Here is a 12,785-nt window from a genome sequence, read left to right on the forward strand (position 1 = left end):
CGTGCACCAGCGCGCCGCGCGTGCGCTGCAGTTGCGCCTTGAAGGCCCGCGCGCACAGCAGGTAGCCCGTCAGGTTCACCGACAGCACCGTGTTCCAGTCCGCCACGCTCACGCTCTCCAGTGTCCCAGCCTTCAACAGGCCGGCGTTGTTGATCAGGGCCGAAACATCGCCCATCTCGGACTGCACTTTTTGGGCCGCCTCCAGGGTCTGCGTTTCGCTCGAGATGTCGCACGCGATGGCCAGGATGCGTTGGCCTTGAAGACCCCATTCCTGCTGCAGGACATCGGCCTGGCGTCGTGCGCCTTCGGCGTCGCGGTCGATCAGCGCGACATGGGCACCGGCTTCGAGCAGCTGCCGGGCAACAGCGGCGCCGATGCCGCTGGCCGCTCCGGTGACGGCGCAGACGCGGCCCTTCAGGCCAAGCCAGTGGGGGGGTGTTGATGACATACCTGTCTCCTGATTGGAATGCGGTTCATTGTTCGGTCCGCGCCGTTTTTCTGGTTTGACGATCTCGGCCACCAACAGGACAATTCATGCATCAACCGGATCTGCTCATGGCCACCCGCATTCCCAACTACGCGCTCTACGGCGACCAGGACGCACCGGCCTGGTCCAACTCGTTCAACTTCGAGTGGATCCCGCAGCGATCGGCCCCCTACCAGTGGGAAATCCAGGTTCACCGCCACGACGCTTTTGTGCAGTTGCTGCTGCTGACCGCCGGGTCGAGCGAGGTCCGCATGAACGGTGCGCGCATTCCCGCGCGCGCGCCCTGCCTGATCATGGTGCCGGCCGGGGCCGCGCACGGGTTTCACTTCTCGCCGGATGTGGACGGCCCCGTGGTCACCGCGACGCAGAAGGTGCTGGAGTCGCTGTCGGCGATCCTGATGCCGGACTTGGTCGACACGATCCGCACCCCGCGCGTGATCGCCCTGTCGGAAGACCCGGGCGCGCAGGCCTCGCTGATGCCGCTGTTTCTCGCGATCGAGCACGAATCGCGCACGCACAACACGGGACAGACCGCCGCGGGCATGGCCCTGCTGACCGCCCTGCTGGTGCAGGTGGCGCGGCTGGCAGGTACCGGCGCTTCCACCGGGATTGCGGGGCCCACCACGGGCTCGCGCAAGCAACGGCAGATCCAGCAGTTCCGGGCCCTGCTGGACCGCGACTTCCGGCACCACCGCCCCGTGCAGGGTTATGCCGACGCGCTGGGCCTGACGGCCGGCCAGCTCTCGCGCATCTGCCGCGAAGTGCTGGGCATGTCGGCACTGGACGTCATCAACGCCCGGCTGGTGCACGAAGCCCAGCGCGAACTGGTCTACACGGTGAGCAGCGTCAAACAGCTGGCAGCCGAACTCGGCTTCGAGGACGACGCCTACTTCAGCCGCTTCTTCAAACGCCACACCGGCCTGAGCCCGCGCGAGTTCCGCGCCCAGGCGCTGGCGCAGCTCGCCAACCCCTCGACCGCCTGACAGCCCGTCCCCGGGCACCACAGGCCCGGGGGTCTTCAAGCTGCGCAACCGCACGAGACTTACCGATTTCTCAGCCGCTTGTACCAACCGGTCTGGCTGACCACCGTGAACACCAGGGCGGCCAGCAGGATGGCCGACAGCGGCGTGGTGAAGAACTCGGTCACGAACAGGCCGACGTCTTCGCCGGTGGACAGCATGGCCTGCCGGTAGCTGCGGTCCATGATGGGGCCGAGGATCATGCCCAGGATCACCGGCCCGACCTGGAAGCCGTACATCTTGAGCAGGTAGCCCAGCAGGCCGAAGCCCAGCATCCAGTACACGTCGACCGGGTTGTTGTTGATGGCGTAGGCCCCCACCGCCGACAGCACCAGGATCAGCGGCAGCAGGATGGGCTTGGGCGTCTCGACGATCTTGGCGAAGATCTTGATGCCGGTCAGGCCAAAGATCAGCAGGAAGATGTTGGCCAGGCACAGCGAGCCCACCACGAACCAGAACAGGTGCGGGGTCTCGATCATCAGCATCGGTCCCGGCTTCAGGCCGTGGATGTAGAGCGCACCGATGATCACGGCGGTGACCGCGTCCCCTGGAATGCCCAGGGTCAGCATGGGCACGTAGGCGCCGCCGACGGCGGCGTTGTTGGCCGACTCGGGCGCCACCAGGCCTTCGTAAGCGCCCTCGCCAAACGGGCGCGACGGGTTTTTCACCGAGCGCTTGGCGTGGTCGTAGGCCATGAGCGCGGCGATGTCACCACCGGCACCGGGCAGCGCGCCCACCACCACCCCGATGGTCGAGGTGCGCGTGGCCAGACCCAGGTGCTTGCGCACCAGGCCCCACGGCGGAATGATCTTGCTGACGTTCTGCTTGATGGCCTTGATCTTGAGGTCGTGGATCTGCGCGATCACCTCGGCCACGCCGAAGAAGCCGATCATGGCGGCGATGTAGGAGATGCCTGCCGAGAGCTGCAGGCTGCCGAAGGTCAGGCGCTGTTCCCCCGTCATTGGGTCGAGACCGACACAGGCGATCAGCGCGCCCAGGGCGCCGGAGAAGATGCCCTTGGAGAGCGATTCGCCCGACAGGCTGCCCACCAGCAGGATGCCCCAAAGCGCCAGCAACAGGTATTCGCGCGGGCCGAATTTCAGCGCCAGGCTGGAGACCGCCGGGGCGGCCACGGCCAGCGCCAGGATGCCGATGAAACCGCCGTAGACTGAAATCACCGTGGTCAGGCCGATGGCCTGGCCGGCTTCACCGCGCTTGGCGAGGGGGTAGCCGTCCAGGCCCGTGGCGATGGCCGAGGGCGCGCCGGGGATGTTCAGCAGGATGGCGGTGCGCGAGCCTCCGTAGACACCACCGAGGTAGATGCCGGAGATCAGCGCCAGGGCTTCGTTGACGTCCCACTTGAAGGTGAACGAGATCAGGATCGACACCGCCATCGTGACCGACAGGCCCGGGATGGCGCCGATGTAGATGCCGGCGAAAGTGCCCAGCGCTGTCAGCGCGAGCATCCTGATGTCCAGCCAGGACATCAGAAAGTAACCCAGGGCTTCCATCATTTGAGCAACTCCGGCAGGTAGGGGCCGACCAGGCTGCCCGCGGGCAACACGACCGAGAAGGCGGTGCGGAACACCACGAAGATCACCGCCAGCGTCACCAGGCTCACCAGGAAATTCAGGCCGATGCGGCGACTGCCCAGCACGGGCATCGAGATCACGAGGAACAGGTAGGAGGCCACCAGGAAGCCCAGCACCTCCAGCAGCAGCATGTAGGCCACGATGAGGCCGGTGAACAGCACCAGTTGCAGCGGGAACAGCTTGCGCACCAGTTGCTGCACCCAGCCTTCGCCGTCATCGAGCACCAGGCGGGCCCGGGCGGTTTTGACCAGGCTCATCAGTCCGGTGACCAGCATGGCCGCCGCGCACAGCATGGGAAACACGCCGGGTGAGGTGATGGATGTGAACTGTGAAATGCTGTAGGAAGCCCAGAGCATGAACGCGCTGAAAAGCACGACCAGGGCCATGAAGGTCAGCTCACCGGGCAGCCGCGGATGGCTGGTGTGCATGGTGTTCTCCTCGTTGTGGTGATCAAAGGGTGCCCAAGGCGGTCCGGGCGAACCCTTCGCCCCGGACCGCCTGAACCCGCTGCCGCGTCAGGGCTTGGCAATGCCCAGCGTGGCGGGGTCCTTCTTGGCCGCGCCGGCACCCTGGTAGAGCCACGCCGTGGTGGACTGGAACTTCTTGATGAAGGCCTCGGCCTCGGCACCGCTGATGTTCAGCATGGTGGTGCCCCGGCCTTCCATCATGCTGCGGTACTGCGGGTTCTCGCCCGCCTTCTTGAACGCGGCGATCAGCTTGGCCTTGACCGGCTCGGGCGTTTCCTTGCGCACGAACACGCCGTACCAGGAGCCCCAGGGCAGGTACTTGGTGATGCCACGCAGCGACGGCGCGTCGGTCATGGGCGCAATGCCCTGGAAGGGCTTGTCGCTGAGCACGCCCAGCGCCTTGAGGCGGCCGGCCTTCACGTGTTCGATGGCGGAGCCGGAGGCGATGAAGCCGAAGTCCACGTGGCCACCTTGCAGGGCGGCGATGGCCGGACCGTCACCGTCGAACGGCACCTGGATGGTTTCGAACTTGGTCAGCGTGCTCATCATGGCGTTGATGGTGAAAGGCACGGTGCCCTGGCCCGCCAGGTACTGCTTGGCCTTCTTCGGGTTGGCCTGGACAAAGCTCAGCAGGTCCTGGGTGTTGGCCCAGGGCGCGTCCGGACGGGCCACCAGCAGGATGGTGTTGGCCACGGCAGCGATGTTGATGGGGGTGAACTTGTCGTAGTCGAAATCGGCCACGCCCATGACACGGAACAGCGACTGCGGCTCGGCCCCCATCAGGATGGTGTACCCGTCGGCTGGCTGCTGCAGCACGAAGTTGGCCCCGATGGCGCCCGAGGCACCCGGCTTGTTCTGCAGCACGATCTTGCGGCCCAGCGCCTCTTCGGCATAGGGCGCGTAACCGCGCATGGCCACGTCTGTGCCACCGCCGGCGCCCCACTGGATCACGGCGGTCACATCGCGCTCGGGGTAGTTCTGGGCCTGCGCCGGGGCGCTCAGACCGACCAGGGTGGCGGCGGCCAGTGCGGCGCCCAGGAATTGACGTTTGAACGGCTGCATCGGATGTCTCCTTCGAGTGGTGAGGGGTTTCAAGCCCTGAATGCCCGGGCTCAGGGGCTGGAATGTAGAACCGGGGTCTTGGTCCGGTCCATGGAAAACGGTTTGAATTGATCGTCAATCAGACAAACCTGATCGAATATCGATCAGTTTTAGGGTTTCCCCGCAAGCCGGGTCCCCGCGTGCCGCGCCGCCAGCGACGCGAACACCAGCCCGGGGCCGATGGTGATGCCCGGCGCCGTGTAGACGCCGCCCATGATCGAGTGCATGTCGTTGCCCACGGCGTAGAGACCGGGGATGGCCTGGCCATCGGCGTCCAGCACGCGGGCATCGCCGTCGGCGGCAAAACCGGTGGCAGCCCCGATGTCGCCGGGGTAAAGCTTCACCGCGTAGTACGGGGCCGTGGTCAGCGGGCCGATGTTGGGGTTCTTCGTGCCGGCGGTGGCATCGCCGATGTTCTGCTGGTAGGCCGTCTCGCCGCGGTGGAAGCGCGGGTCGACACCCGACGCGGCGCAGCGGTTGATCTCGTCCACGCTGGCTTTCAGGCCCGCGGCATCGATGCCCAGCGCCTGCGCCAGCTCGTCCAGCGTGGCGCCCTGGATGAGGTAGCCATCGGCGAGGAAAGGTGCCAGATCCTTGGCACTGGCCCCGGGGCGCACCATGCCGATGCCGTACCGGTTCAGCGCGGTCGCGTCGCACACCAGATAGGCCGGGATGCTGGGCGAAACCTGGTTCGCCGCCTGCATCGCCAGACCGAACAGGTGGTAAGACGTGCTTTCGTTGACGAAACGCTGGCCCGCCTGGTTCACGGTCAGCATGCCGGGCTTGGCACGGTCCATCACGAAGTGCGGGAAGACGGCCGTGCTGCCGTCGGCGCGTTGGCGCAGCGACACGGGCGCCCAGAAGGCATTGCTCAGGGCGCCCTGGCCGTAGGCCGCGCCAACCGCCTGGGCCGGCGCGTGGGCCGTGCCGGTATGGCCCGGTGCGGCGGGGCACCAGCCCATGTCGGCTCCGGGCAGCATGCGTGCGCGCAGCTCGGGATGGCGGTTGAAACCGCCCGAAGCCAGCACCACCCCGCCCTTCACCGCCACGGTGCGGCGGTCGGCGCCGGCCTGCAGGGTGAGCCCGGTCACGCCCTGGTCGCCGCGTTCGAAGGTTTCGACCGTGGTGTTGAGCAGCAGGGTCACACCCGACTGCTTCGAGAGCGAATACAGCAGGCGCGCGACGAGGGCATTGCCCATCACCAGCCGCGTGCCGCGCGGGTACGACAGGCGGTCCATGCCGTGGCGAACAATGATCTTCAGCGCATGCCGGAACGAGGCGAAGGACTTGCCCAGCGCCAGCAGGTGGTTGATGTCGGTGCGGTCGACCATCATCCCGCCAAGCACGGTGAATTCGGGGATCGGCGGGCGCACCAGCTTGAACAGGTCACCGAGCAGGCGACCGTCGAAGGGCAGCGGTTCAAGCGCACGGCCAGCCAGGGTCGAGCCCCCCAGGTCGGAGATGTAGTCGGGGTGCTTGGGGTACGGCCGGAACTTCACCTCGGTCCGGGTTTCCAGGCAGCGCACCGCCTCGGCCCCATGGTCGAGAAAGGCCTGGCGCAAGGCCGCGGGCGTGCGGTCACCGATGGCGTTGGTCAGGTAGCGGGCAGCGTCGGCCAGCGTGTCGCTCGGGTTGACCTGGGCCGCGTGATGCGTGCCCGGCACCCAGGTGGTGCCGGCCGACAGCGCCGTGGTACCGCCCACATGCCCGGTGCGCTCGACCAGCAGCACTTTCCGGCCATCGAGCGCCGCAAACAGCGCCGCCGCCATGCCGGCGCCGCCGGCGCCGACCACGACCAGGTCCTGCGCCGAACCGGCCGGCAGCGCCTGAAGGGATGAAATGACTTGCATGGTCAGGCCCCCAGCAGGAAAGCGACCATGAGATCGCGCACACGGGCAAACATGTCGGCACCGGTCATGGTGGCGCAACCCTTTTCGCGCGCGGCGGCGATGAAGCGGGTGACCGCCGGCGCGGTGATGACGCAGCCGCAGAACATGGCAGGCGTCAGCTTCGCCACATCCAGCGGGTAGGGGTCGCCGGCTTTCATGCCCACCGGGGTGGCGTTGAGCACCAGATCAAACCCGGTCGGGTCGGCGCTGCCGTGGCCCACCGGGCACCGGCCCAGGCCGGCCAGGCGATCCACCAGCGAACCACGGCGCTGGTCATCGGGGTCGTGAATGGCCAACTGACTCACACCGGCCATCACCAGCGCGTGGGCGATGGCCGATCCGGCGCCGCCGGCGCCGACCAGCAGGGCCTTCTTGCCCGCGGGCTCGCACCCCTTTTCCTGCATGGCGGTGACGAAACCCAGGCCATCGAACATGTCGCCGTGCCACGTCCCGTCGGCGTTGCGGCGCATGGTGTTGACCGTGTGCAGGAAGGCGGCGCGCTCGGAGGTCGTCGCGCACAGGTCGGTGCAGGCGAATTTGTGCGGCACCGTCACGATGATGCCGTCCACGTTCTGGGCCAGCGAAGCGCCGCGCACCCAGTCGGCCAGATGGGCCGGCGACACGTGGGCCGGCACGCAGACCGCATCGCGGCCATGGTCGGCAAACGCCTGGCTCACGCCCGCAGGGGATTTCACCTGGGCAATGGGGTCGCCCACGATGTAGTGCAGGCGCGTGGCGCCGCTGAGGTTCTGTGTCATGTGTCTCGCTCGGATCTGCAAGGGATCGGGTGGTTGATCTGGATCATATGCAAAAGTGGAATTGTGTTCAAGTATTGAATGTTGTTCTTTTTTTGACTAAACTTGGTGCCGGAGACAACACACGACCATGCACACCGTCCGCCTTCTGGTCATCGGTGCCGGCGCCATCGGCCGCACCCACATCGACCGCATCCAGCGCACCCCCGGGCTGACCCTGGCCGGCATCGCCGACCCGTCGGACGCCGGCCGCCAGCTCGCCGAGTCCCTGGGCGTGGACTGGGCACCCGACCACCTCGGCGCCCTCGAACGCTTCCAGCCACAGGGTGCCGTCGTCGCCACACCCAACCCGGCCCACGTGCCCATGGCCCTGGACTGCCTGGCGCGCGGTGTCGCGGCGCTGGTCGAAAAACCGGTCGCCGACGCGGTGGCCGAGGCCCAGCAACTGGTCGACGCACAGGCCACCACCGGCGTGCCGGTGCTGGTGGGACACCACCGCCGCCACAACCCGATCAACCGGCAGGCGCGCGAGACCATCGCCAGCGGCCGGCTCGGCCGCATCGTCGGCGCCAACGCCATGGCCTGCTTCTACAAACCGCAGGGTTATTTCGACATGGCCTGGCGACGCGAGCCCGGCGGCGGCCCGGTGCTGATCAACCTGATCCACGAAATCGACATGCTGCGCTTCCTGTGCGGCGAGATCACCCAGGTGCAGGCACTCGCCAGCAACGCGGTGCGCGGCTTCGCGGTGGAGGACACGGCGGGCGCCCTGCTCCGCTTTGCCAGCGGCGCGCTCGGCACGCTGCTGCTGTCCGACACCGCGGTCGCGCCCTGGTGCTGGGATTTCTGCGCCAGCGAACAGGACCAGTACCCGCGCCAGGATCTCAACACCTTGTTCATCGCCGGCACCGAGGGCTCGCTCTCGCTGCCCGACCTTTCCCTCTGGCACTACGAGGGCGAGCGCCACTGGCACCACCCGATCACGCGCGAGCAACGCACCGCCCTGAAGGCCGACCCGTACACGCGCCAGTTGCTGCATTTCGCCGCCGTGATCTGCGGCGAAGAGGCCCCGCTGTGCAGCGCGCTGGACGGCCTGCGCACCCTGCAGGCCACGCGCGCCGTGCTCGACGCGGCCGCCAGCGGCACCGCGGTTTCCTGTACCGTCTGAGGTTTTCCTGCACCCACGGAACACCCACCATGAACGGCGTCCTCGAACGAACCCTCGGCATCCTCGAACTGCTGTCGCAACACGGCGAAGGCATGGAGCTGGCCGCGATTGCCGACCGGCTTGACATCCCGCGCAGCGGTGTGCACCGTCTGCTGGCCGACCTGGTGCGGCTGGGCTATGTGCGCCAGACCCGCGGCCATGGCGACTACCTGCTGACCACCAAGCTGGTGAGTATGGGGCTGTCCTACCTGAGCAACTCCGGCATCGTGGACATCGCGCAGCCGCTGCTCAACCAGTTGGCCGAGGTTTCGGGTGAACTGGTGCGCCTGTCGGTCGTCGATGGTGAGCGCCTGACCTGGGTGGCCCGTGCCCAGGGCGCCCGCCAGGGCCTGCGCTACGACCCGGACATGGGCTCCGACGCACGCCTGTCCTGCTCGTCCTCCGGCTGGGCCTGGATGTCCACGCTCAGCGACGACGCCGCACTCGCCCTGGTCGCCAAACAAGGGCTCGGCGCGCCCGAACAGTTCGGCCCCAAAGCGCCCACCAGCCTGCAGGCGGTGCTCGACGCCGTGCACCAGACGCGCGAGCAAGGCTACAGCCTCACGGTGGACACCTACAGCCTGGGCCTGTCGGCCATGTCGGCACCCGTGCGTTTTGCCGGCCAGCCCGCCATCGGCGTGCTCACCATCGCCGGCCCGACGGTGCGCTTCACCGCCGAACGCATGCAGTCGCTGGTGCCCGAGCTGCTGTCCATCGCGGCCCAGTTGGCCGCCGCCAGCGGCGCTTCGCCCTTCTTCAACCTCACGGCCGAGACCGCCGCCCCGGGCGACGTCAAAGGCCGCAAGCCCATCTACGCCGTCTGACGGCGCTCACCCCTGTTCATGTCCGAGCGATCACCCGACACTGCCCTTTCCTGTGATCTTCTGGTGATCGGCTCCGGCGCCGGCGGCCTGGCCGCCGCCGTGACGGCCGCCCACCTCGGACTGAACGTCATCGTCGCCGAAAAAGACGCCCAGTTCGGCGGCACCACCGCGTGGTCGGGCGGCTGGATGTGGCTGCCCCGCAACCCACTCGCGGTCGAGGCCGGCATCACCGAGCCCATCGACGAGCCGCTGGCCTACCTGCGCCACGAACTCGGCGACCGCTTCGATGAAGCCCGCGCGCGCACCTTCCTGGAAGCGGCGCCGCGCATGGTGGAGTTCTTCCGCTCGAAGACCGCCCTGCGCTTCATCGACGGCAACGCCATCCCCGATTTCCACGGCCGCACGCCCCACGCCGCGCTCGGCGGCCGCTCGCTCTGCGCCGCCCCGTTCGACGGCCGGCGCCTGGGTGGCCGCATCGCCGACCTCAAGCCGGCCCTGCCCGAGACCACGCTGTGGGGCATGGGGATCGCCTCGGGCGCCGAACTGCGCCACTTCCTCAACGCCATGCGCCAGCCGGCCTCGTTCTGGTACGTCACGAAACGCGTGCTGGCGCACTGGAAAGACCTGCTGGTCCACCGCCGGGGCATGCGTCTGGTCAACGGCAATGCCCTGGTCGCGGCGCTGGCCACCTCGGCCCTCGAAGCCGGCGTGCAGATTCGCACCGCCAGCCCGGCGCGCCGGCTCCTGCGCGACGGCGAGCGCGTGACCGGCGCGGTGCTCGCCACCCCGGACGGAACCGTCGACGTGCACGCGCGCTGCGGTGTGCTGCTGGCCTGCGGCGGCTTCCCGCACGACAGCGCCCGCAAGGCCGCGCTGTTGCCGCACGCGCCCACCGGCAAAGAGCATTGGTCCGCCGCCTCGCCCGGCAACACCGGCGACGGCCTGCGCCTGGGCGAAAGCGCTGGCGGCCAGGTCGGCACCACCGCGCTGCAGGCCGCCGCGCTGGCGCCGGTTTCCCTGGTGCCGCGCCCCGACGGCTCGTTCGCCCACTTCCCGCACCTGATCGAGCGCGCCAAACCCGGCCTGATCATGGTGCGTGCCAACGGCCAACGGTTCACCAACGAGGCCGACTCGTACCACGACGTGATGCAGGCGCTGATCCAGGCCACCCCTGCCGGTCAGCCGGTGCAGGCCTGGCTGGTCTGCGACCATCACTTCATGCGCCACTACGGCCTGGGCGCCGCCAAACCCGCTCCCATGCCTCTGGGCCCGATGCTGGCCAACGGGTATGTGAAACGCGGCCGCACCCTGCCCGAACTGGCCCGCGCCTGCGGCATCGCGGCCGACGGCCTGGAGCGCACCGTGCAGCGCTACAACGCCATGGTCAGCACGGGCAAGGATGCCGACTTCGCCAAGGGGGAAACGCCCTACAACCGCATCCAGGGCGATGCCGCCTTCGCCGCCGAACGCGGTTGGCCCAACCCCTGCATGGGGCCGGTCGAACGCGGCCCGTTCTACGCCGTGCGCATCGTCGCCGGCAGCCTGGGCACCTTCGCCGGGCTGCAGGTCAACGCCAGCGCCCAGGTGCTCGACGCCACGGGCCAGCCCATCCCCGGCCTCTACGCGGGCGGCAACGACATGGATTCCATGATGGCCGGCCACTACCCCGCAGGCGGCATCACGCTCGGCCCCGCCATGACCTTCGGCTGGATCGCCGCGCACCACGCAGCCGGCCACCCCCTTCCCCTCTGACTTCCACAAGGACGACCCATGTTCTACGAACTCGCCACCCTGACCCTGCCTTTCGGCACCGTCGGCACCGCCGCCCAGAACGTGCAGGCTTTCTGCACCGCGCCCGAGGCCCAGGGCGAACTGCTGGCCTGCTGGTTCACCGACATCGGCCCACTCAACCAGATGATCGTGCTGCGCGGTTTTGCCGATCTGGCCAGCCTCCAGACCGAACGCGAGCGCACGCAGAAAAGCGCTTCGCCCTTCGGCTGCGGCGAGATCTTCCAGAAGCTGGAGCAGCACAGCTACCAAGGGTTCCCGTGGATGAAGCCGGTGCGCCCCAGCGCCGACAGCGGCATCAGCGGCCCGGTCTACGAGATCCGCACCTACGGCATCAAGCCGGGCGGCGTGCAAGCCACCATCGACCTGTGGGAACAGTACGTGCCGCCGCGCGAAAAGCTCTCGCCCTGCGTGGTCGCGATGGTCGCGCTCGACGGTCCGCTGCGCTTCACCAACATCTGGGCCTACCCCACGCTGGACGCGCGCAGCAAGGCCCGCGCCGACGCGGTGGCCCAAGGCATCTGGCCGCCCAAGGGCGGACCGGCGCACCTGACCACCGACATGGTCTCGACCATCGCGCTGCCGACCGCCGTCTCCCCGCTGAAATAAGACCACCCCCATCGCTGGCTGGCTGCGCCCAGCCGCCCCGCCCCTCAAGGGGAAACACCAGCGGCCCGGCAAAGCCGGTTCCGCGGTGTTCTCGGCCTCAGACACCTTGCTCCGGATCCACCATGCGCCCCTACTCATTGGCTTACCTGAACGCCCACCGCTGCACACCCCCTGAAGCCGTTCGCGTGGCCGCGGCCACGGGCTACCAGTTCGCCGGCCTGCGCCTGTGGCCCAACGGCCCCAGCGCGCCGCAACAGTTCCTGATCGACCGGCCCGACGTGCTGCGCGAGACGCTGGCCGCCATGGCCGACACCGGCGTCGGCATCTTCGACGTGGAGATCATCCGCATCGGCGACAGCTTCGATCCGCACACCTGGGACTCGCTCTACGACGCCTGCGCTGCCCTGAAGGCCAAGGCCATCCTGGTCGCCGGCGACGACACCAACGAAGCGCGGCTGACCGAAAACTACGCCCGCCTGTGCGAGGTGATGGCGCCCTACGGCCTCACGGCCGACCTGGAGTTCATGCCCTGGACCGCCGTGAAGGACGCCAACACCGCGCTGCGCGTGGTGCAGAACGCCGGCATGCCGGCCAACGCCGGCATCCTGGTCGACGCGCTGCACTTTGGCCGCTCGACCACCACGCTGGACGACATCCGCGCCCTCCCGCGGCAGTTGCTGCACTACGCACAGATCTGCGACGCCACCGCTGGCACGCACTTCAGCACCGAAGACATGATCCACACCGCGCGCTGCGCACGCCTGCTGCCGGGTGAGGGGAACATCGACGTGCGGGGCCTGTTCGCCGCCCTGCCCGCCGACCTGCCGGTGAGCGTCGAGGTGGTGCACCACGAGCGCGAGAAAACCGCCGACCCGACGCAATGGGCCGCCACCTGCCTGGCCGCCAGCCGGCCGTTCACGGGCTGAACACCCCTGCGCCGATCGCCATGAGGAATTCCCGCCAACACCTGTCGCGCCTGCCGTTTTTCTTCGGGGCGCGCTGGTTCAGCAGTGCCTGATGGGCGCACCCCCGCGCCGCGTTGCGGCA

12 protein-coding genes are annotated in these 12,785 nt (G+C 68.4%); 6 read left to right on the top strand and 6 right to left on the bottom strand.

Features of this window, described 5'->3' with window-relative positions; all coding sequences use genetic code 11:
* A partial coding sequence (locus tag L0977_RS23650) for an SDR family NAD(P)-dependent oxidoreductase (protein WP_234267394.1) occupies positions 1-520 on the bottom strand: 520 nt, incomplete at its 3' end.
* 14 nt (positions 521-534) lie between these two features.
* Here L0977_RS23650 and L0977_RS23655 point away from each other — a divergent pair.
* A complete protein-coding gene (locus L0977_RS23655; RefSeq protein WP_234267395.1) occupies positions 535-1,470 on the top strand; it encodes a helix-turn-helix domain-containing protein in 936 nt (311 codons plus the stop codon).
* Positions 1,471-1,529: 59 nt separating this feature from the next.
* Here the strand turns inward: L0977_RS23655 and L0977_RS23660 are convergent, their stop codons facing one another.
* From L0977_RS23660 to L0977_RS23680, 5 genes are all read right to left on the bottom strand, one after another.
* Positions 1,530-3,020 (bottom strand): tripartite tricarboxylate transporter permease, encoded by a 1,491-nt coding sequence (locus tag L0977_RS23660; protein ID WP_234267396.1) that lies wholly within the window; start codon positions 3,018-3,020, stop codon positions 1,530-1,532.
* Entirely contained in the window at positions 3,017-3,526 is a 510-nt protein-coding gene (locus L0977_RS23665; protein ID WP_234267397.1) for a tripartite tricarboxylate transporter TctB family protein, read from the bottom strand. Before L0977_RS23665 ends, L0977_RS23660 begins: the two co-directional genes overlap by 4 nt.
* Positions 3,527-3,613: 87 nt before the next feature.
* Positions 3,614-4,627 carry a tripartite tricarboxylate transporter substrate binding protein gene (locus L0977_RS23670; RefSeq protein ID WP_234267398.1) on the bottom strand — a complete coding sequence of 338 codons (1,014 nt, stop codon included), beginning with the start codon at positions 4,625-4,627 and terminating at the stop codon, positions 3,614-3,616.
* Positions 4,628-4,776: 149 nt separating this feature from the next.
* The gene (locus tag L0977_RS23675) at positions 4,777-6,516 is read right to left on the bottom strand and encodes an FAD-dependent oxidoreductase (protein WP_234267399.1); all 1,740 of its coding nucleotides are present in this window, start codon (positions 6,514-6,516) and stop codon (positions 4,777-4,779) included.
* 2 nt (positions 6,517-6,518) lie between these two features.
* A complete protein-coding gene (locus L0977_RS23680; protein ID WP_234267400.1) occupies positions 6,519-7,313 on the bottom strand; it encodes a shikimate dehydrogenase family protein in 795 nt (264 codons plus the stop codon).
* A gap of 127 nt (positions 7,314-7,440) precedes the next feature.
* Here L0977_RS23680 and L0977_RS23685 point away from each other — a divergent pair, with 127 nt between their 5' ends.
* From L0977_RS23685 to L0977_RS23705, 5 genes are all read left to right on the top strand, one after another.
* Complete coding sequence (locus L0977_RS23685; protein WP_234267401.1) at positions 7,441-8,478, top strand: Gfo/Idh/MocA family protein; 1,038 nt, start codon at positions 7,441-7,443, stop codon at positions 8,476-8,478.
* Between the two features lie 29 nt (positions 8,479-8,507).
* On the top strand, positions 8,508-9,341 hold the full coding sequence (locus L0977_RS23690; RefSeq protein WP_234267402.1) for an IclR family transcriptional regulator: 834 nt from the start codon (positions 8,508-8,510) through the stop codon (positions 9,339-9,341).
* Positions 9,342-9,359: 18 nt separating this feature from the next.
* On the top strand, positions 9,360-11,093 hold the full coding sequence (locus L0977_RS23695; RefSeq protein ID WP_234267403.1) for an FAD-dependent oxidoreductase: 1,734 nt from the start codon (positions 9,360-9,362) through the stop codon (positions 11,091-11,093).
* Between the two features lie 18 nt (positions 11,094-11,111).
* On the top strand, positions 11,112-11,738 hold the full coding sequence (locus L0977_RS23700; RefSeq protein ID WP_234267404.1) for an NIPSNAP family protein: 627 nt from the start codon (positions 11,112-11,114) through the stop codon (positions 11,736-11,738).
* Between the two features lie 122 nt (positions 11,739-11,860).
* Complete coding sequence (locus L0977_RS23705) at positions 11,861-12,664, top strand: sugar phosphate isomerase/epimerase family protein (protein WP_234267405.1); 804 nt, start codon at positions 11,861-11,863, stop codon at positions 12,662-12,664.
* The last annotated feature ends 121 nt before the right edge of the window (positions 12,665-12,785 follow it).

The organism is Hydrogenophaga sp. NFH-34, assembly GCF_021401345.1.
GTDB lineage: Bacteria > Pseudomonadota > Gammaproteobacteria > Burkholderiales > Burkholderiaceae_C > Hydrogenophaga > Hydrogenophaga electricum.

What these genes read in the sequence shown, in the direction of transcription:
- L0977_RS23660 (WP_234267396.1), bottom strand. Translation starts at nt 3,020, where the DNA reads ATGATGGAAGCCCTGGGTTACTTTCTGATGTCCTGGCTGGACATCAGG.
- L0977_RS23700 (WP_234267404.1), top strand. Translation starts at nt 11,112, where the DNA reads ATGTTCTACGAACTCGCCACCCTGACCCTGCCTTTCGGCACCGTCGGC.
- L0977_RS23690 (WP_234267402.1), top strand. Translation starts at nt 8,508, where the DNA reads ATGAACGGCGTCCTCGAACGAACCCTCGGCATCCTCGAACTGCTGTCG.
- L0977_RS23705 (WP_234267405.1), top strand. Translation starts at nt 11,861, where the DNA reads ATGCGCCCCTACTCATTGGCTTACCTGAACGCCCACCGCTGCACACCC.
- L0977_RS23680 (WP_234267400.1), bottom strand. Translation starts at nt 7,313, where the DNA reads ATGACACAGAACCTCAGCGGCGCCACGCGCCTGCACTACATCGTGGGC.
- L0977_RS23655 (WP_234267395.1), top strand. Translation starts at nt 535, where the DNA reads ATGCATCAACCGGATCTGCTCATGGCCACCCGCATTCCCAACTACGCG.
- L0977_RS23675 (WP_234267399.1), bottom strand. Translation starts at nt 6,516, where the DNA reads ATGCAAGTCATTTCATCCCTTCAGGCGCTGCCGGCCGGTTCGGCGCAG.
- L0977_RS23685 (WP_234267401.1), top strand. Translation starts at nt 7,441, where the DNA reads ATGCACACCGTCCGCCTTCTGGTCATCGGTGCCGGCGCCATCGGCCGC.
- L0977_RS23665 (WP_234267397.1), bottom strand. Translation starts at nt 3,526, where the DNA reads ATGCACACCAGCCATCCGCGGCTGCCCGGTGAGCTGACCTTCATGGCC.
- L0977_RS23695 (WP_234267403.1), top strand. Translation starts at nt 9,360, where the DNA reads ATGTCCGAGCGATCACCCGACACTGCCCTTTCCTGTGATCTTCTGGTG.
- L0977_RS23670 (WP_234267398.1), bottom strand. Translation starts at nt 4,627, where the DNA reads ATGCAGCCGTTCAAACGTCAATTCCTGGGCGCCGCACTGGCCGCCGCC.